The organism is Streptomyces fuscichromogenes (assembly GCF_014645815.1).
Taxonomy (GTDB): domain Bacteria; phylum Actinomycetota; class Actinomycetes; order Streptomycetales; family Streptomycetaceae; genus Streptomyces; species Streptomyces fuscichromogenes.
The window spans coordinates 162397-179863 of the sequence record NZ_BMML01000016.1 but is presented as its reverse complement, the minus strand read 5'-3'; the positions used below and the strand labels follow the sequence as shown (position 1 = coordinate 179863).

15 protein-coding genes and 1 pseudogene are annotated in these 17467 nt (G+C 71.9%); 14 read left to right on the top strand and 2 right to left on the bottom strand.

The window, feature by feature from the left end; genetic code table 11:
- Nucleotides 1-608: 608 nt before the first annotated feature.
- The 9 genes from IEZ11_RS31200 (at nucleotide 609) to IEZ11_RS31160 (ending at nucleotide 10859) form a co-directional block, all read left to right on the top strand.
- Nucleotides 609-2789 (top strand): elongation factor G, encoded by a 2181-nt coding sequence (locus IEZ11_RS31200; protein ID WP_189266266.1) that lies wholly within the window; start codon nucleotides 609-611, stop codon nucleotides 2787-2789.
- A gap of 413 nt (nucleotides 2790-3202) precedes the next feature.
- Nucleotides 3203-4519, top strand: coding sequence for an ABC transporter substrate-binding protein (locus IEZ11_RS31195; protein WP_189266265.1), 1317 nt, complete (start codon nucleotides 3203-3205; stop codon nucleotides 4517-4519).
- Nucleotides 4520-4524: 5 nt separating this feature from the next.
- Nucleotides 4525-5517, top strand: coding sequence for a carbohydrate ABC transporter permease (locus tag IEZ11_RS31190; RefSeq protein WP_189266264.1), 993 nt, complete (start codon nucleotides 4525-4527; stop codon nucleotides 5515-5517).
- A 13-nt stretch (nucleotides 5518-5530) separates the two neighbouring features.
- Nucleotides 5531-6370, top strand: a complete 840-nt coding sequence (locus tag IEZ11_RS31185; RefSeq protein WP_189266333.1) for a carbohydrate ABC transporter permease — start codon at nucleotides 5531-5533, stop codon at nucleotides 6368-6370.
- Nucleotides 6371-6408: 38 nt separating this feature from the next.
- A complete protein-coding gene (locus IEZ11_RS31180) occupies nucleotides 6409-7767 on the top strand; it encodes a GH1 family beta-glucosidase (RefSeq protein ID WP_189266263.1) in 1359 nt (452 codons plus the stop codon).
- A gap of 255 nt (nucleotides 7768-8022) precedes the next feature.
- Nucleotides 8023-8892: a helix-turn-helix domain-containing protein gene (locus tag IEZ11_RS31175; RefSeq protein WP_189266262.1), complete on the top strand. Its 870-nt coding sequence runs from the start codon at nucleotides 8023-8025 to the stop codon at nucleotides 8890-8892.
- Nucleotides 8889-9077, top strand: a complete 189-nt coding sequence (locus IEZ11_RS31170; protein WP_189266261.1) for a DUF397 domain-containing protein — start codon at nucleotides 8889-8891, stop codon at nucleotides 9075-9077. The genes IEZ11_RS31175 and IEZ11_RS31170 overlap by 4 nt, the downstream gene beginning before the upstream one ends.
- Before the next feature lie 324 nt (nucleotides 9078-9401).
- Nucleotides 9402-10070, top strand: a complete 669-nt coding sequence (locus IEZ11_RS31165; RefSeq protein ID WP_189266260.1) for a hypothetical protein — start codon at nucleotides 9402-9404, stop codon at nucleotides 10068-10070.
- A gap of 60 nt (nucleotides 10071-10130) precedes the next feature.
- Nucleotides 10131-10859, top strand: coding sequence for a YcnI family protein (locus IEZ11_RS31160; protein ID WP_189266259.1), 729 nt, complete (start codon nucleotides 10131-10133; stop codon nucleotides 10857-10859).
- Nucleotides 10860-11013: 154 nt separating this feature from the next.
- On the opposite strand, the gene IEZ11_RS31155 is transcribed toward IEZ11_RS31160, so the two are convergent.
- Complete coding sequence (locus IEZ11_RS31155; protein WP_189266258.1) at nucleotides 11014-11811, bottom strand: CDP-alcohol phosphatidyltransferase family protein; 798 nt, start codon at nucleotides 11809-11811, stop codon at nucleotides 11014-11016.
- Nucleotides 11812-11933: 122 nt separating this feature from the next.
- Here IEZ11_RS31155 and IEZ11_RS31150 point away from each other — a divergent pair, with 122 nt between their 5' ends.
- From IEZ11_RS31150 to IEZ11_RS51215, 5 genes and pseudogenes are all read left to right on the top strand, one after another.
- The gene (locus IEZ11_RS31150; RefSeq protein ID WP_189266257.1) at nucleotides 11934-12917 is read left to right on the top strand and encodes a zinc-dependent alcohol dehydrogenase; all 984 of its coding nucleotides are present in this window, start codon (nucleotides 11934-11936) and stop codon (nucleotides 12915-12917) included.
- Between the two features lie 160 nt (nucleotides 12918-13077).
- The gene (locus IEZ11_RS31145) at nucleotides 13078-13476 is read left to right on the top strand and encodes a 6-pyruvoyl trahydropterin synthase family protein (RefSeq protein WP_189266256.1); all 399 of its coding nucleotides are present in this window, start codon (nucleotides 13078-13080) and stop codon (nucleotides 13474-13476) included.
- 5 nt (nucleotides 13477-13481) lie between these two features.
- Nucleotides 13482-14675: a glycosyltransferase family 4 protein gene (locus IEZ11_RS31140; RefSeq protein WP_373295001.1), complete on the top strand. Its 1194-nt coding sequence runs from the start codon at nucleotides 13482-13484 to the stop codon at nucleotides 14673-14675.
- Nucleotides 14672-15694, top strand: a complete 1023-nt coding sequence (locus IEZ11_RS31135) for a trans-aconitate methyltransferase (RefSeq protein WP_189266254.1) — start codon at nucleotides 14672-14674, stop codon at nucleotides 15692-15694. The genes IEZ11_RS31140 and IEZ11_RS31135 overlap by 4 nt, the downstream gene beginning before the upstream one ends.
- Nucleotides 15691-16617 (top strand): annotated as a pseudogene (locus IEZ11_RS51215) (lysylphosphatidylglycerol synthase transmembrane domain-containing protein); the annotation flags it as partial. The gene IEZ11_RS31135 and the pseudogene IEZ11_RS51215, both read left to right, overlap by 4 nt.
- Before the next feature lie 53 nt (nucleotides 16618-16670).
- Here the strand turns inward: IEZ11_RS51215 and IEZ11_RS31130 are convergent.
- A complete protein-coding gene (locus tag IEZ11_RS31130; RefSeq protein ID WP_189266253.1) occupies nucleotides 16671-17429 on the bottom strand; it encodes a creatininase family protein in 759 nt (252 codons plus the stop codon).
- Nucleotides 17430-17467: the final 38 nt, after the last annotated feature.

The window sequence follows — 17467 nt, the reverse complement described above, 5'->3', positions numbered from 1 at the left end:
CCAGAAAGCGCCTTCCCGGTGCGGGGAGTTATCGATGCCGGCCAGATGAATGTCCGGAAAATGTCGGGACAACGAGTCGCCCCATTCCCTGCGGAGCGGAGAAAAGGGAACGAACCGGTATCTCCGGAAAGTGCCCGCAGGTCTCCCCGCCCGGCCGCCGGGCCCCTCGCACCGGCGGGAGGGCCGCGGGGAACGCCGTGGGAGCTCTCCTGAAGTGCCGGGCGGAAGCGGCCGGTCGAAAACCGGGTGCCGTGTCCCGCACCCCCTGCCTACACTCACCCGGTATCACGCACCGTAGCCGCGGAACGCGCTCCAGGTGCCGTGCCGCGACGAGTCCGGACGAATGAGAGGAGAGGGTCATGCGGGATCGCACCGCCGTCTCCTCTCCCCGTTCCCGCTACGAGGTGATCCTCGTGTCCCCGTCCCCCCGGTGCCCGCTGCGCGGCCGGTACCGGACTCCGTGACGCGCGACCGGATCAATCAACTACCGGCATATGCCACGGCATTGACACGTCGTCAGTCATGACCGGTGAACTTCGCCGCACGGGAAATTGCGCTGCCCCTTCCGGGAGTCATTCCGGGAACCGTCATTCGAAAGGCATCGGGCCATGCGCACCGAACTCCACCCGAACTCGCTCAGTCCTCTGGCCGCCGTTCGCAACCTGGGCATCCTCGCCCACGTCGACGCCGGAAAGACCACCGTCACCGAACGCGTCCTCTTCGCCACCGGTACCATCCACAAACGCGGCGAGGTCCACGACGGCACCACCGTCACCGATTTCGATCCCCAGGAACGCGACCGCGGCATCACCATCTTCGCCGCGGCCGTCAGCTGCGCCTGGAACGGCCACCGCGTCAACCTCATCGACACCCCCGGCCACGTCGACTTCGCCGACGAGGTCGAACGCTCCCTGCGCGTCCTCGACGGCGCGATCGCCGTCTTCGACGCGGTCGCCGGCGTCGAGCCGCAGAGCGAGTCGGTGTGGCGGCAGGCCGACCGGCACGGCGTCCCGAGGATCGCCTTCGTCAACAAGCTGGACCGCGCGGGCGCCGACCTCGACAGAGCCGTCGAGTCGATCCGCGGCCGTCTGCACCCGGTCCCGCTCGTCGTCCAGTTGCCCATCGGCACGGAGGACGGCTTCACCGGCGTCGTCGACCTCGTACGCATGCGCGCGCTGGTCTGGGCGGACGACGGCGGCAGGGCGGTGCCGGGACCGGCGAACGGACCGGTGAACGGACCGGCGACCGGACCGGCGAACGGATCCGTGGCGGGTCCGTCGGTGCAATCGGCCGCCGGGCCGGTGATCGGGCCGGTGCCCGAGGAGTTGCGTGCCGAGGCCGAACGGCGACGGCGCGTGCTGGAGGAGGCGGTGGCCGCGCTGCACCCGGCCGCGCTGGAGGAGTTCTGCGCGCCGCCCGGCCGGCTGTCCGCCGCCACCCTGGCCGGCGCGCTGCGCGACCTCACCCTGACCGGCGAGGGCGTCGTCGTGCTCTGCGGCTCCGCCTACCGCAACCGGGGCATCGAACCGCTGCTCGACGCGGCCGTGGCGTATCTGCCCTCGCCGCTCGACGTACCCGCCGTGCGCGGTACCCACCAGGGCGCCGAGCAGCGGCGGGCCGCCGACCCCGAAGGGCCGTTCGCGGCGCTCGCGTTCAAGGTGACCGCGACCGCCACCGGACGCCTCACCCACGTCCGGATCTACTCGGGCACGATCGAGAAGGGAGCCACCGTGTGGGACCCGGCGACGCGCCGTACCGAACGCGTGGCGCGCATCCTGCGTGTCATGGCCGACCGGCATCTGCCCCTGGACCGCGCGGTGGCGGGCGACATCGTCGCCGTCGTCGGGCTGAAGTCGGCCCGCCCCGGCGCCACGCTGTGCGCTCCGGACGCCCCGCTGCTGCTGGAACCGCCGGTCGCCGCGGAACCGGTGGTGTCGGTCGCGGTCGAGGCCCGTCGCCGTACCGACACCGACCGGCTGGCGCAGGCGCTGGCCCGGCTGGCCGAGGAGGACCCCTCGCTGGTGGTGCGCGCCGACGCCGAGACCGGGCAGACCGTGCTGTCCGGGATGGGGGAACTGCACCTGGAGGTCGCGGTGGAGAAGATCCGCCGGGACGGTGGCCCCGAGGTCACGGTCGGTCGGCCGCGGGTCGCCTTCCGGGAGACCGTGGTCCACGGGGTGACCGGCTTCGTCCACCGGCACGTCCACCAGACCGGCGGGGCGGGGCAGTTCGCGCACGTCGTCCTGGACGTGGCGCCCCTCGGGCACGAGGACGGCTTCGAGTTCCGGTCGGCGGTCGTGGGCGGCCGGGTGCCGCAGGAGTACGTGCGTGCCGTCGAGGCAGGCTGCCGGGACGCCCTCGCCGAGGGTCCGCTTGGCGGGCATCCGGTCACGGGGCTGCGGGTCACGCTGACCGACGGCTCGACGCATGTGAAGGACTCCTCCGACACGGCGTTCCGTACGGCGGGCCGGCTCGGCCTGCGGGAGGCCCTGCGGGCCTGCGCGATGACGCTCCTGGAGCCGGTCGCGGAGGTCACGGTCACCGTGCCCGAGGACGCGGTGGGCGGCGTGCTCGGCGACCTGGCCGCCCGGCGCGGCCGGGTCACCGGTTCCGCCGCGGCCCGGGGTGGCGGGGCGGTGCTCACCGCCACCGTGCCGCTGGCCGAACTGTTCGGCTACGCGACCCGGTTGCGCGGCCGCACCCAGGGCCGGGGCACCTTCACCACCCGCCCGTCGGGCCACGCCCCGACCCCGCCCGGCCCGGTGACGCCGCAGGGTGCGGATCGCTGACCCCGCCCCGTGCGGGACCGGGCAGCCCGCAGCGCGGGGGCCGGGGACAACCTCCCCGGCCCCCGCCGCCGTCGCCCACCCTCCCCCCGACCCCCGCACCGCCCGTCGAAACACAACCGTTGTGGAACGGCGGTCGGTCCCGCTCCGCGCAGGTCGCCCCGCTTCGGCCCAGGTCACGGCGTCGGGTGCGGGCGTACCGGTGCCGTGGAACCGGCTGTTCCCCGGCCCGCCTGCACGGATACCCGTGCCGGATCCCTTGACGAGCCACTGTTCCGGGGATTAACTCACGTCCTAAATTAAGCCATGAGGGGCTTCGGGAGCCGAACGACGGCCCAGGTGTCCGCACGCGCGGGCGCCGGCCTTCGCGAAGCCCTCTCGGGGTTCTCGTCTCCCGGAAAGGCACAGCTGGAGCCATGCGCAGCATCCGAGCCGCGGCCGTAGGCGCCGTCACCATGTCCCTCGCCCTCGCGGCCACGGCCTGCGGTGGCGGTTCGTCCACCGGTGGCGGGTCCGACGACTCCCCGAAGACGCTCACCTACTGGGCCTCCAACCAGGGTGCCAGCATCGAGATCGACAAGAAGGTGCTCCAGCCGGAACTCGACAAGTTCCAGAAGCAGACCGGCATCAAGGTCAAGCTGGAGGTCGTGCCCTGGTCGGACCTGCTCAACCGGATCCTCACCGCGACCACGTCCGGCCAGGGCCCGGACGTGCTGAACATCGGCAACACCTGGAGCGCCTCACTGCAGGCGACCGGCGCGCTGCTGCCCTGGGACGCCGAGAACCTCGCCAAGATCGGCGGCAAGGACCGGTTCGTCGACTCCGCGCTCGGCTCCACGGGCGCCACGGGCAAGGACCCGGCAGCCGTACCGCTGTACTCGATGGCGTACGCGCTCTACTACAACAAGAAGATCTTCGCCGACGCCGGCATCGCCAAGCCCCCCGTCACCTGGGACGAGTTGATCGCCGACGGCAAGAAGATATCGGCGAAGGGCAAGTCGGTGCTGGGCGCCGAGGGCGGCAACGGGTCGGAGAACATCCACCACGCCTTCGTCTTCGCCAAGCAGCACGGCGCCGACTTCTTCACCTCCGACGGCAAGCCGGACTTCACCAACGACAACATCGTCGCCGCGGTCAAGCAGTACGTCGACCTGATGGCCAAGGACAAGGTCATCCCCACCGGCGACGCCGAGTACGCGCAGAACCAGTCCGTCAGCGACTTCGCCAAGGGCAAACAGGCCATGCTGCTGTGGCAGTCGGCCTCCGCCAACCTCAAGTCGCAGGGCATGAGCGACAGCGACTACGGCATCGCCCCGGTGCCCGTGCAGTCCGGCACCCCCGGCACCGGCACCCAGGTCAACTCGATGGTCGCCGGCATCAACCTGGCCGTCTTCAAGAACACCAAGAACCTCGACGGCGCCGCCAAGTTCGTGAAGTTCATGACCAGCGACGACGAGCAGAAGATCCTCAACACCGCCTACAGCTCCATCCCGCCGGTCAAGGCGGCCCAGGAGGACCCGGCCTTCAACACCCCCGCCAACTCCGTCCTCAAGAACACCCTCGCCACCAGCGCCGCGGCGCTGCCCCAGGTGGCCGCGGAGTCCCAGTTCGAGACGACCGTCGGTACGGCCGTGAAGAACCTCTTCGCCGCCGCGGCCGCCGGAAAGGCCGTCACCACCGACTCCGTGAAGGCCGAGCTGGCGAAGGCCCAGCAGCAGATGCCGGCGGCCTGAGCACCATGACGACCACCACCACCGCCGTGCGGGAACCGGCGCGGGTGGACTCTCCCGGGGCGGCGGGCGGCTCGGGCCGCCGCCCCGGGCGGATCCGCCGCATCGGACTGCCCTACCTGCTCCTGCTGCCCGCCCTGCTGCTCGAACTCCTCGTCCACCTCATCCCGATGGTCATCGGCGTCGTGATGAGCTTCAAGGAACTCACCCAGTTCTACATCCGGGACTGGACCACCGCCCCCTGGGCCGCGTTCGACAACTACCGGACGTCGGTCGAGTTCAACGCCCCGGTCGGCAAGGCCCTGTTGCACTCCTTCCTCGTCACCGTCGGCTTCACCCTTCTCTCGGTCGGCCTGTGCTGGCTGATCGGCACCGCCGCCGCGGTGTTCATGCAGGACACCTTCCGCGGCCGGGGCCTGCTGCGCGCCCTGTTCCTGGTGCCGTACGCGCTGCCGGTCTACGCGGCCGTCATCACCTGGGTGTTCATGTTCCAGCACGACAACGGCCTGGTGAACCACGTCCTGCACGACCAGCTGCACCTCACCGACAAGCCGTCCTTCTGGCTGATCGGCGACAACAGCTTCTACGCCCTGCTGACCGTGTCGGTGTGGAAGGGCTGGCCGTTCGCCTTCCTGATCGTGACGGCCGGACTGCAGAACATCCCCAGGGAGCTGTACGAGGCCGCCGCCCTCGACGGCGCGGGCAGGTGGCAGCAGATCCGCCGGATCACGCTGCCGTCGCTGCGCCCGGTCAACCAGGTCCTGGTCCTCGTCCTCTTCCTCTGGACGTTCAACGACTTCAACACGCCGTACGTCCTGTTCGGCAGGTCAGCCCCGGAGGCCGCCGACCTCATCTCGGTCCACATCTACCAGGCCTCCTTCGTCACCTGGAACTTCGGCACCGGCTCGGCCATGTCCGTGCTCCTGCTGCTCTTCCTGCTGGTGGTGACCGGCGTGTACCTGGTGTTCACCACACGCGGACGGAGGACCGCCGATGTCTAGCCCCAGTTCGCCGATGGCCCCGCCGCGGTCCTTCCTGTGGTCCCGGCGGATCTTCCTCACGCTGCTCACCGGCTTCGTGCTGGTCCCCGTGTACGTGATGGTCTCCAGCTCGCTCAAGCCCCTCGCGGACGTCACCGGCAAGTTCCGCTGGCTGCCGAGCGGACTGACCGTACGCCCGTACATCGACATCTGGTCGACGGTCCCGCTCGCCAGGTACTTCGTGAACTCGCTGATCGTGTCGGTCGCGGCGACCCTCTGCTCGGTCGTCGTGGCGGTCTTCGCCGCCTACGCGGTCAGCCGCTACGAGTTCCGCGGCAAGCGGGTCTTCACGGTCACCGTGCTGTCCACGCAGATGTTCCCGGGCATCCTCTTCCTGCTCCCGCTGTTCCTCCTGTACGTCAACATCGGCAACGCCACCGGCATCGCCCTGTTCGGCTCCCGCGGCGGCCTGATCCTCACCTATCTGACCTTCTCGCTGCCGTTCTCGATCTGGATGCTGATCGGGTACTTCGACTCGGTGCCGAGGGACCTGGACGAGGCGGCGCTGGTGGACGGCTGCGGGCCGCTCGGCGCGCTGCTGCGGATCGTCGTACCCGCCGCGATCCCCGGCATCGTCGCGGTCGCCGTCTACGCCTTCATGACCGCCTGGGGCGAGGTGCTGTTCGCGTCGGTGATGACCAACGACACCACCCGCACGCTGGCCGTCGGCCTCCAGGGCTACTCCACGCTCAACGACGTGTACTGGAACCAGATCATGGCCGCCTCGCTGGTGGTGAGCGTCCCCGTGGTGGCCGGTTTCCTGCTCCTCCAGCGCTATCTCGTCGCCGGACTGACCGCCGGCGCCGTCAAGTGAACCCACCTCGCAACGAAGCCAGTTCCGAAGGGACTTACGTGACCATCGACCTTGCCGCCCTCCCGCACGACTTCCTGTGGGGCACGGCAACCGCGGCGTACCAGATCGAGGGAGCCGTCGCCGAGGACGGCCGTTCGCCCTCCATCTGGGACACCTTCTCGCACACCCCGGGGAAGATCGCGGGTGACGACAACGGCGACGTCGCCTGCGACCACTACCACCGCTGGCGCGAGGACATCGGCCTGATGGGGCAACTGGGGGTCAATGCCTACCGGTTGTCGGTCGCCTGGCCGCGCGTGAGGCCCGATGGCGACGGCCCGGTCAACGCCAAGGGCCTCGACTTCTACGACGAGTTGGTCGACGCCCTGCTGGCGGCCGGCATCACCCCGTCGGTCACCCTGTACCACTGGGACCTGCCGCAGGCCCTCCAGGACCGGGGCGGCTGGCCGGAGCGGGCGACCGCCGAGCACTTCGCCGCCTACGCAGCCGTCGTCGCCGAACGCCTCGGCGACCGCGTCCACCACTGGACCACCCTCAACGAACCCTCCTGCTCGGCCTGGATCGGCCACCTGGAGGGCACCATGGCCCCCGGCCTGACCGACCTCACGGTCGCCGTCCGCGCCTCCTACCACCTGCTCCTCGGCCATGGCCTGGCCGCCCAGGCGATCCGCGCCGCCGCGCCCGGCGTCCAGGTCGGCATCGTGAACAACCTCTCCACCGTGTTCGCCGCGACGGACCGCCCCGAGGACGCGGCCGCCGTCCGCCGCCACGACGGACACGTCAACCGCTGGTGGCTGGACCCGGTGCACGGCCGCGGCTTCCCCGCCGACATGGTCGAGACCTACGGCGTCGAACTCCCAGAACAGCCGGGTGACTTGATGACCATCGCCACCCCGCTCGACTGGCTGGGCCTGAACTACTACTTCCCCGCCTACATCGAGGACGACCCGAACGGCCCGGCCCCGTACGCCCGCTCCGTGCGCCGGCCCGGAGTCCCGCGCACCGGCATGGACTGGGAGATCGACGCGAGCGGCATCGAGACCCTGCTGCTGCGCCTCACGGACGCTTACGGCGCCCGCAAGCTCTACGTCACCGAGAACGGCTCCGCCTACCCGGACGTGGTCCGCCCCGACGGCACCGTCGACGACCCCGAGCGCCAGGAGTACCTGGCCGCCCACCTCGCGGCCTGCGCCTCGGCGGCCCGCAAGGGTGCCCCGCTGGCCGGGTACTTCGCCTGGTCGCTGCTGGACAACTTCGAGTGGGCGTACGGCTACGCCAAGCGCTTCGGCCTGGTCCACGTCGACTACCGCACCCAGGTCCGCACCATCAAGGGCAGCGGACACCGGTACGCGGACATCATCCGCGCCCACCGGGGACAGGCCCGCCGGGCGGCCTGACACATACCGCGGTGGACGCGGCCCAGGGGAGTTCCGCGTCCACCGCACCAACCTCCCGGCCGGCTACGGCGAGACGCGCGCCGGTTCCGGTGACGCCGCCCGCGGCTCCAGCGCCCGGCGGATCCGGGCGACCGCCTGCTCGTACGCCGCGTCAGCGTACGAGGGCAATCCGTTGACGGTACGCGACATTGCGGTCACTCTGGGTGAGTTGATCGCGGGGGAGCGCAGTGCGTACGTACCTGGAGGTGGCCGCGTATGACGAACGGTGTGGACGAGAGTGACGGCGACGACCTGACGGGCTGTGAGGGGGAGCGTGAACCCGATCCCTCCGACAGCCTGCGGACCTTCGGGGCCGTCGTCCAGGCACTGCGGGAGCACGCCGGGTACAGCAGGACCGAGTTCGCCGAGCTGGTGCGGTTCTCCAAACACACGGTCGCGTCCGTGGAGTTGGGGAGGCGGATGCCGGACAGGGCGTTCGTCGAGCGGGCCGAGGAGGTGCTGGGGAACACCGGGGCGTTACGGAAGGCGGCCCAGTTCCTGACGCGCGGGGAAAGGGGGCTGGCCGTCTGGTTCCGGCGGTGGGCCCGGCTGGAGCGGATCGCGGTCAGTCTGGGTACGTACGAGTGCAGGCTGGTGCCGGGGTTGTTGCAGTCGGACGGATACGCGCGGACCGTGTTCGACGGCACCATTCCGGTGGTCACCGACGAGGGGCTGGAGAATCTGCTCGACGTGCGGATGAAGCGCCAGCGCATGCTGTACGAGCGGCCGACCGTGCCGTTCAGTTTCATCGTCGAGGAGCACGTGTTCCGGCGGCGGTTCGGGGGCGCGGAGCGGATGCGCGAGATGTACGACCATGTGCTGGAGCGGTCCGCCCTGCGCAACGTGACGCTTCAGATCGTGCCGTTGGAGGCGGGGTTGCACGCGTGTCTGGATGGGCCTGTGCGGCTGCTGGAGACGGCGGAGGGGCGGCGGTTCGCGTACTCGGAAGGGCAGCAGAACGGGCGGCTGATCGGTGACGTGAAAGAGGTGAGCCTGCTGCAGCAGCGCTATGACACACTGCGCTCGCAGGCCCTGAATCCCAAAGAATCGCAGGGCCTGTTGGAGCGACTGCGAGGAGAACTATGAGTACGACGGAACTCACCTGGTTCAAGTCCAGCTACAGCGGTAGCCAGGGGGACGACTGCATCGAGGTCGCCGTCGCCGAACAGGCCGTCTGTGTAAGGGACTCCAAGGACGTGTCCCGCCCGCACTTCGCCGTGGGCCGGGACGGGTGGTCGGAGTTCGTGGCGTTCGTGGCGTTCGTGGCCTAGGTCTGATCCGCGCGGCACCCGTCCGGCCGGGGCGCTGCACGGCCGGGTCCGGCTCCGGGGCGGCGTGCGCGCCCCGGCCCGCCGACCGGACCGGCTCCGCCGGACTGCCGCCCGCCGCTCCTGTCGTCGTGCCGCTGCCCCTCGGCCGGACGCCCGTCGCCGTCGGCCGCGCCGTGCCGTGCCCTGCCGGGCCGGGCGGTGCCGCCCAGCCCGGCGCTCGCACGTCCACAGGAAGCCATGGCCGACGCACCGGAAAACCCCAGCCGGGAGTGAACGGGGCGTCCCTGCCTCCCGTATCCCACCACCGTGGGAGGATCGCTCACCATGAGTGCGTCACCGGCGGTACGGAGCCTGCGTGCCGCGGTGTTCGCCGCGGTGTGCGTGCTGCTGGCTGCCGCCGGCCACGGCCTCGCCATGGGCGACCTGCCGCCGCTGTGGGCCGACGCGGCCGGATTCGCCGCCGTGTTCGCCCTGGGCCGCGCCCTCGCGGGACGGGAGCGCGGGCTGCCGGAGATCGGCGCCGGCATGCTCCTCACCCAGGCCGGTCTGCACTTCGGCTTCGACGCGGCCCGCGCGGTCACCCCGGGTCCCGTGCACGCCATGAACATGACCTCGATGCGCATGCACGGCCATGCGGCGACAGGCGTGGCGCGCATGGCGGGCATGACCGGTATGGCGCAGCGGCACCCGCACGTCCACATCCTGACCGCGCACGCCACCGTCGCCCATGTCGTCGCCGCGCTCGTCGCCTCCTGGTGGCTGCGGCGCGGTGAGGCCGCGCTGTGGTCGCTGCTGAGGCGGACAGCCGCGTTCGTCCCAGGTCTGGCCGCCTGGTACGCCTGGTACGCCTGGTGGCGCAAGGCCCCGCTGTCCGCCCCGGCCGACGGCGCCCGCCGGGCCCCGGCCCGCCCGATACGGCCCCGCCGACTGCTGGCGCTCCGGCACGCGGTCAGCCGACGCGGCCCCCCGAACCCGATCCCGTACACGGTCTAACACCAGTAAGACTCTCTAACAGACTTCACTCGTACGGAGATCCACTCACTCATGTCTGCCATGTCTGCCACTCGCCGCACCCTGCGCCGCGCCGCCACCGTCACCGCGGTCACCGCCGCGTCGGTCCTCGCCGCCGCCGGTGTCGCCGCCGCGCACGTCACCGTCCACCCCGAGAGCTACGCCAAGGGCGCCACCGACGGAGTCCTGACCTTCCGGGTGCCCAACGAGGAGAACACCGCCGCCACCACCAAGGTCCAGGTCTACCTGCCCACCGACCATCCGGTCCTGGGCGTCCTCGTCACCCCGCAGGACGGCTGGACCGCCAAGGTGACCACCACCAAGCTCAAGACGCCCGTGAAGACCGACGACGGCACCATCACCGAGGCCGCCTCCGAGATCACCTGGACCGGCGGCAAGATCGGCGCCGGCCAGTACCAGGACTTCGACGTCGCGTTCGGGCAGCTGCCCGAGGACACCGACCAGCTCACCTTCAAGACCCTCCAGACCTACTCCGACGGCAAGGTCGTGCGCTGGATCGAGGAGGCGCAGAGCGGCGACGACGAGCCGGAGAACCCGGCGCCGACGCTCAAGCTCACGGCGGCGGGGGACGACTCCGCGGCGTCGGCGGCCCCGGCCGCGAAGACCGGCGGCAAGGCGACCACCGCGGCCGCCGACTCCAGCGACTCCACCGCGCGCGGCCTCGGCATCGCGGGCCTGATCGTCGGCGCGCTGGGCCTGGCGGCGGCCGCGTTCGCCGTCGTACGGACGCGGGGCGGCGCCCGGTCGTAGCCGAGGCGAGTGGGCCGACATCCGTTGGCCCACACCTGTTGGCCCACACCTGTTGGCCCACACCTGTTGGCCCACACTTGTAGGCCCACGCCCGTAGGCCAACGAAGAGGGCCCGAACCATCCCCCGGTTCGGGCCCTCTTCGTTGGTGGCGGGTCAGCGGGCCGCGGCCAGCTCCCGGAGTTCCAGGTCGGCCGCCGCCGGGGCCGCCGGCTCTGTCGTCGGCAGGGCCTGCGCAGCCACTCGCGCGTTGCGCCACAGCCACAGCACGTCCCGTCCGAAGGACCACACCAGGGAGCCCAGCGCCAGCAGCGCCACGCCCAGGTTGGCCAGGTGCGGCAGCAGGTCCGCGCCCGCCAGCAGCAGGCAGATGCCCTGCATCGCGGCGACCGTCTTGCGGGCCATCGAGTGCGGCAGCGGGGAGTTCAGCCAGGGCGCGACCTTCGCGGCCGCCACGAACGCGTAGCGCATCCCGCCGATGAGGAGGACCCACGGGCCCAGCTGCGTCGACACGTACACGCTCAGCACCAGGATCAGGAACGCGTCGACCTCCATGTCGAAGCGCGCGCCCAGGGCCGTGGACGTACCCGTGCGGCGGGCCACCTTGCCGTCCACGCCGTCGAGGATGAGCGCCACGGCCGTCAGGCCGACCAGCAGCGTGACCGGCGGGGAGCTCTCGAAGGAGTCGGCGACCAGGGCGGTCACGCCGCCGACAAGGATCGCGCGGCCGAGGGTCACCCGGTTGGCGGGGCCGAAGGAGCGCGGCCGGCTGCGGTGCAGGGCCCGGGAGAGCACCGCCCAGGTGGCTATCGCGAACGCGAGCCCCACGAGCCAGCCGGCCGGCCCCATGCCGATCGCCGTCCCTAGCAGGGCCAGCAACAGGATCTGTACGCCCGCTCCCACAGCGGTCTCCTGCTGGACCAGCCTGGCTTCGTAAGTGTTGTTCAGGGCCACCGCACGTCCTCCGGCCGAGTGACAGAGTCGATCAACGCCGCGTACTGTGCGCGGCCTGTGCACTTCTCGCTTGTGCACATCTCGGTACGTGAACAACTTCCCGATCGTTCAGGAGGATGCCGATGAACCGCTCGGCCCGCGCGTTCTGGCTCCGCTCCCCGGGCCACGGAGAGCTGCGTGACGTCACCCTCACGGAGCCCGGCGAGGGCGAGGTACTGGTGCGCTCGCTGTACTCGGGAGTCAGCCGTGGCACCGAGACACTGGTGTTCCGGGGCGGGGTGCCGGAGAGCCAACACGCCGTGATGCGGGCGCCGTTCCAGGAGGGCGAGTTCCCCGGTCCGGTCAAGTACGGCTACCTCAACGTGGGCGTGGTCGAGCAGGGGCCCGATGGGCTGATCGGGCGTACGGTCTTCTGCCTGTATCCGCATCAGACGCGTTACGTCGTTCCGGTGAGCGCGGTGACGGTGGTACCGGATCGGGTACCACCGGCGCGTGCGGTACTCGCGGGCACTGTCGAGACCGCCGTGAACGCCCTCTGGGACGCGGCGCCGCTGGTCGGCGACCGGATCGCGGTGATCGGCGGCGGCATGGTCGGCTGCTCGGTCGCCGCCCTGCTCGCCCGCTTCCCCGGCCTGCGGCTCCAGCTGGTCGACGCCGACCCGGCCCGCGCCAGGACCGCCGGGGCCCTCGGCGTGGACTTCGCGGCCCCCGAGGACGCCCTCGGCGACTGCGACCTCGTCGTGCACGCCAGCGCCACCGAGCAGGGCCTCAGCCGCGCACTGGAACTCCTCGCGCCCGAGGGCACCGTGCTGGACCTCAGCTGGTACGGCGACCGGCGTATCGCCCTTCCGCTCGGCGAGGCGTTCCACTCCCGCCGCCTCACCGTGCGCAGCAGCCAGGTCGGCACCGTCTCCCCGGCCGCCCGGGCCGGCCGCAGCTACGCCGACCGGCTCGCCCTGGCCCTGGACCTGCTGGCCGACCCGGCGCTGGACGCCCTCATCACAGGGGAAAGCGTGTTCGAGGAGCTGCCGGAGGTGCTCCCGAAGCTCGCCTCCGGGGAGATTCCCGCCCTCTGTCACCGGGTCCGCTACGGCGACAACGGCTGACGGAACGTCCACTACCGTCCGGTGCCGCCCGCCAAGAGGTCCTGACCTGAGAAAAGAGTGAGAGTGGACTGAACGCGGGAAAGCCAAGAGCCGTATTAAGGGCATCCACCGGCAGGGATCAGCCGGTGGACCAGACGCGCCGCACCTGGAGGGTCGTCCGTTGTTCAGCATCACCGTCCGCGATCACATCATGATCGCCCACAGCTTCCGCGGCGAGGTGTTCGGGCCCGCGCAGCGACTGCACGGCGCCACGTTCCTCGTGGATGCCACCTTCCGCCGTGAGCAGCTGGACGACGACAACATCGTCGTCGACATCGGTCTCGCCACCCAGGAACTCGGGGCCGTGGTCAGCGAGCTGAACTACAGAAACCTGGACAGCGAGCCCGACTTCGCCGGGATCAACACCTCCACGGAGTTCCTCGCGAAGGTCATCGCGGACCGGCTCGCCGAGCGCATCGCGAAGGGCGCGCTGGGCGAGGGCGCCAAGGGCCTCGCGGGACTGACCGTCACCCTCCACGAATCGCACGTCGCCTGGGCGAGTTACGAGCGTGCCCTGTGACCGACATGGCCATCGGCCGCCCGTCGGCCCTCACCTACGTGCCCGCGCAGCGCGCGGGCACCGTCGCCGGCGAAGCCCCCGCGAACATCGGGATCCTCCCCATGTCCCTGCGCAACATGCACTTCGTCATGCCGGGCGGTGTCGACGACCCGGCCCAGCCGAGCGGCGGCAACGCCTACGACCGGCGGGTCTGCCTGGACCTGCCCGGCTTCGGCTGGCAGGTCACCCGGCACGTGGTGTCCGGCTCCTGGCCGCGCCCCGAGCAGGCCGCCCGTGACAGCCTCGCCCGCACCCTGCGGGAACTGCCCGACGGGGCGGCCGTCCTGCTCGACGGCCTGGTCGCCTGCGGCGTCCCGGAGATCATCGTCCCCGAGACGGAACGGCTGCGGCTCGCCGTCCTCGTGCACCTGCCGCTCGGCGACGAGACCGGGCTCGACCGGGCCGTGGCCGCCGACCTGGACGCCCGTGAGCGCGCGGTGCTGCGCGCGGTTCCCGCCGTGATCGCGACCAGCGACTGGGCGGTACGACGGCTGGTCTCGCACCACGGCCTGGCCCCCGACCGGGTGCACGTCGCCGCCCCGGGCGCCGACATCGCCCCGCTGGCCGGCGGCACCGACGGCGTCTCGCACCTGCTGTGCGTCGCCGCCGTCACCCCGCGCAAGGGCCAGCACCGGCTGGTCGAGGCGCTCGCGGCGGTCCGTGACCTGCCGTGGACCTGCACCTGCGTCGGCGGACTGGGCCAGGACCCCGAGTACGTCGCCCACCTGCGCTCGCTCATCGCCGAACACGGCCTGACCGACCGGCTGCACCTGGCCGGCCCCCGCTCCGGCGCCGACCTCGACGCCAGCTACGCGGCCGCCGACCTGATGGTCCTCACCTCGTACGCCGAGACCTACGGCATGGCCGTCACCGAGGCCCTCGCCCGCGGCATCCCGGTGCTCGCCACCGACGTCGGCGGCCTGCCGGAGGCGGTCGGCCGCGCCCCCGACGGCGGGGTGCCCGGCATCCTCGTGCCGCCGGAGGACCCCGCCGCGCTCGCCGCCGAACTGCGCGGCTGGTTCGGCGAGGCGGACGTACGCCGTCGGCTCAAGGCCGCCGCGCGCGGCCGCCGGGCGGCGCTCGACGGCTGGGCGACCACCGCCCGCAGCCTTGCCGGAGTCCTGCTGAGGCTCCCTGACGAACCCCGGAGGGCGGCATGACCAGCGAGACCACCACCACTACTCCGGTCGGCGCGATCCCCGCGCAGCCGGGACCGACGGATGTTACGGATGCAGGAGTGGGACGAGAACGCGAAGAGGCGCCCTCCGGGGTGATCGCCGGGGCGGGTCCCGTCGTGCGTCCGGGCGAGCGGGCCACCGTACGGCTGCGTGAGGCCGGTCCCGAGGAACCGCCGCGGTACGCCCCCGAGTGGCTGGAGCTGCGGGAGAGCGCGGACGCGGCCGCCCGGGCGCACGACCTGCTGGACCCGCTGCGGATCCGGCTGGCCAACCTCCCCGGCAAGGCCGGCGGCGTGGTCGTGCACGACCTGGGCTGCGGCACCGGTTCCATGGGCCGCTGGCTGGCGCCCCGCCTGGACGGCGCCCAGCACTGGGTCCTGCACGACCGCGACCCCTACCTGCTGCACTTCGCCGCCGTGGCCTCGCCCCGCGCGGCCGCCGACGGCAGCCGGGTCACGGTGGAGACCCGCCGCGGTGACGTCGCCCGGCTCACCCCGGACGCGCTGATCGGCGCCTCCCTGGTGACCGCCTCCGCCCTGCTGGACGTGCTCACCCGGGAGGAGGTCGACACCCTCGCCGCGGCCTGCGCCGGGGCCGGCTGCCCCGCGCTGCTCACCCTGTCGGTCGCCGGGCGGGTCGAGCTGACCCCCTCCCACCCGCTGGACACGGAGCTCGCCGAGGCGTTCAACGCCCACCAGCGGCGCGGCGGGATGCTCGGCCCGGACGCGGTCACGGCCGCCTGCGAGGCGTTCGCCGACCGGGGCGCCACCGTGAAGGTGCACCCCAGCGCGTGGCGGCTCGGCCCCGACGAGAAGGCGCTCACCGAGCAGTGGCTGCGCGGCTGGGTCGGCGCCGCCGTCGAGCAGCGTCCGGAACTGGCCGAGCGCGCCGAGGCCTATCTCGCCGAGCGGCTCGCCGCCAACGCGGCCGGTGAACTGCGGGTCGTCGTGCACCACAGCGACCTGCTCGCGCTCGCCCGGCCGACCGGAGGCGCCTCATGAGCACCCCCACCCTGGTCCGGGAGAGCGCGCCCGTCGCGCCGCTCGCCGTGCCCCGGCGCCTGAGCCTCCGGGCCCTCCGCACCCACCTGGGCACCCTCGCCGGAGCCGCCATCATCGCCGTGCTGCTGTGGCGGCTCGGCACCGGCGTCTTCCTCGACGGACTGCGCCGGATCGACACCCCGACGCTGGTCATCGGCCTGGCGGTCGGCGCGGTCACGACCGTGCTCAGCGCCTGGCGCTGGCAGTTGGTGGCCCGCAGTCTCGGGCTGCGGCTCCCGCTCGGACCCGCGGTCGGCGACTACTACCGGGCGCTGTTCCTGAACGCGGCCCTGCCCGGCGGGGTCCTCGGCGACGTGCACCGGGCGGTCCGGCACGGGCAGAGCGAGGGCGACATCGGGCGCGGGGTCCGCGCCGTCGTCCTCGAACGCACCGCGGGGCAGATCGCGTTGACCGTGTTCGGCGCGGGCGCCCTGCTGATCCTGCCCTCGCCGGTCCGTGACGACGTGCGCAGCTTCGCCCCGCTGGCGGCGGCCGGGGTGGCCGGCGCGTGCGCGATCGTGCTCGCCGTCCGTATGAACAAGTCGCGGGGCAAGCGCGGCGGCGCCCTGCGCGCCACCCTCGGCGAGGCCCGCCGGGCCCTGCTGTCGCGGCGCAACGGGCCGGGTGTCGCACTGTCCTCGGCGGCCATCCTCGCCGGACACGTGGGGATGTTCGTGGTGGCCGCCCGGGTCGCGGGCTCGGCCGCGTCCGTGGCGGTCCTCGTGCCGATCGCCGTCCTCGCCCTGGTCGCCATGGGCCTGCCGCTGAACGTCGGTGGCTGGGGCCCCCGGGAGGGCGTCACCGCCTGGGCGTTCGCCGCGGCGGGCCTCGGCGCGGACAGCGGCTTCGCCACCGCCGTGGTCTACGGCGTCCTCAGCTTCGTGGCGGCCCTGCCCGGCCTGGTGGTGCTGGTCGTCCGCTGGTACGCGGGACTGCGCTACTCCCGCCCCGCGGTGAGCAGTTCGAAAATCGCGCCGAAGGAATCCGCGAGGCTCGACAGGAGTTCCTTCCCCTTTTCCGCGGACCCCAGGGAAGGACGGCCGATGACGCCCGACTCGGTATAGGCGGACATTCCCAGGGTGAGGAGATGACGACGGTCGTCAGCGGTGAAATCGGCGGACTCGTAACCAGGGCGGACCAATTCGGGATGAGCGTGCAGCAGAATGGAGGTCTCGATTTCTCCGGCATGCATGTCGGTGAGCGCCGAGGTCTCCACCCCGGCCCTCGTGAGCGCCGCCTCCCAGTCCTCCGCGGCCGGGTACAGCGCCAGCCGCTCGCCGCGCGCGGACGCCTCCTGCACGACGTTGCCCAGCACGTAGTTGCCGCCGTGGCCGTTGACCACGACCAGCGCCTCGACGCCCGAGCGGCGCAGCGAGGCGGCGATGTCGGTCACCACGGCGTGCAGCGTCACCGCGGAGATGCTGACGGTCCCCGGCCAGGCGGCGTGCTCGTGCGAGCAGGAGACCGTCACCGGCGGCAGCAGGTGCACCGGGTACCCGGCGGCGATCTCCCGGGCCACGGCACAGGCGACGAGGGTGTCCGTCGCGAGCGGAAGGTAGCGGCCGTGCTGCTCGAAGCTCCCGACGGGAAGGACGGCGACCTGTGTTGAAACGCTCGCCCCCCTGGTCCGTACCTCTTCCGTGGTGTCCGCCGGCAACAAACCGTACGCCGACGTACGCGCGCCCGAACCACTCATCTTTTCACGGCCTTTCGTCTCTGCTTAGGAATCAGATC

Bases quoted from the DNA above. Each gene is read 5' to 3' on its own strand.
- IEZ11_RS31140 (WP_373295001.1), top strand. From the start codon at position 13,482: ATGGCCATCGGCCGCCCGTCGGCCCTCACCTACGTGCCCGCGCAGCGC.
- IEZ11_RS31185 (WP_189266333.1), top strand. From the start codon at position 5,531: ATGGCCCCGCCGCGGTCCTTCCTGTGGTCCCGGCGGATCTTCCTCACG.
- IEZ11_RS31130 (WP_189266253.1), bottom strand. From the start codon at position 17,429: ATGAGTGGTTCGGGCGCGCGTACGTCGGCGTACGGTTTGTTGCCGGCG.
- IEZ11_RS31190 (WP_189266264.1), top strand. From the start codon at position 4,525: ATGACGACCACCACCACCGCCGTGCGGGAACCGGCGCGGGTGGACTCT.
- IEZ11_RS31195 (WP_189266265.1), top strand. From the start codon at position 3,203: ATGCGCAGCATCCGAGCCGCGGCCGTAGGCGCCGTCACCATGTCCCTC.
- IEZ11_RS31135 (WP_189266254.1), top strand. From the start codon at position 14,672: ATGACCAGCGAGACCACCACCACTACTCCGGTCGGCGCGATCCCCGCG.
- IEZ11_RS31165 (WP_189266260.1), top strand. From the start codon at position 9,402: ATGAGTGCGTCACCGGCGGTACGGAGCCTGCGTGCCGCGGTGTTCGCC.
- IEZ11_RS31150 (WP_189266257.1), top strand. From the start codon at position 11,934: ATGAACCGCTCGGCCCGCGCGTTCTGGCTCCGCTCCCCGGGCCACGGA.
- IEZ11_RS31170 (WP_189266261.1), top strand. From the start codon at position 8,889: ATGAGTACGACGGAACTCACCTGGTTCAAGTCCAGCTACAGCGGTAGC.
- IEZ11_RS31200 (WP_189266266.1), top strand. From the start codon at position 609: ATGCGCACCGAACTCCACCCGAACTCGCTCAGTCCTCTGGCCGCCGTT.
- IEZ11_RS31175 (WP_189266262.1), top strand. From the start codon at position 8,023: ATGACGAACGGTGTGGACGAGAGTGACGGCGACGACCTGACGGGCTGT.
- IEZ11_RS31160 (WP_189266259.1), top strand. From the start codon at position 10,131: ATGTCTGCCACTCGCCGCACCCTGCGCCGCGCCGCCACCGTCACCGCG.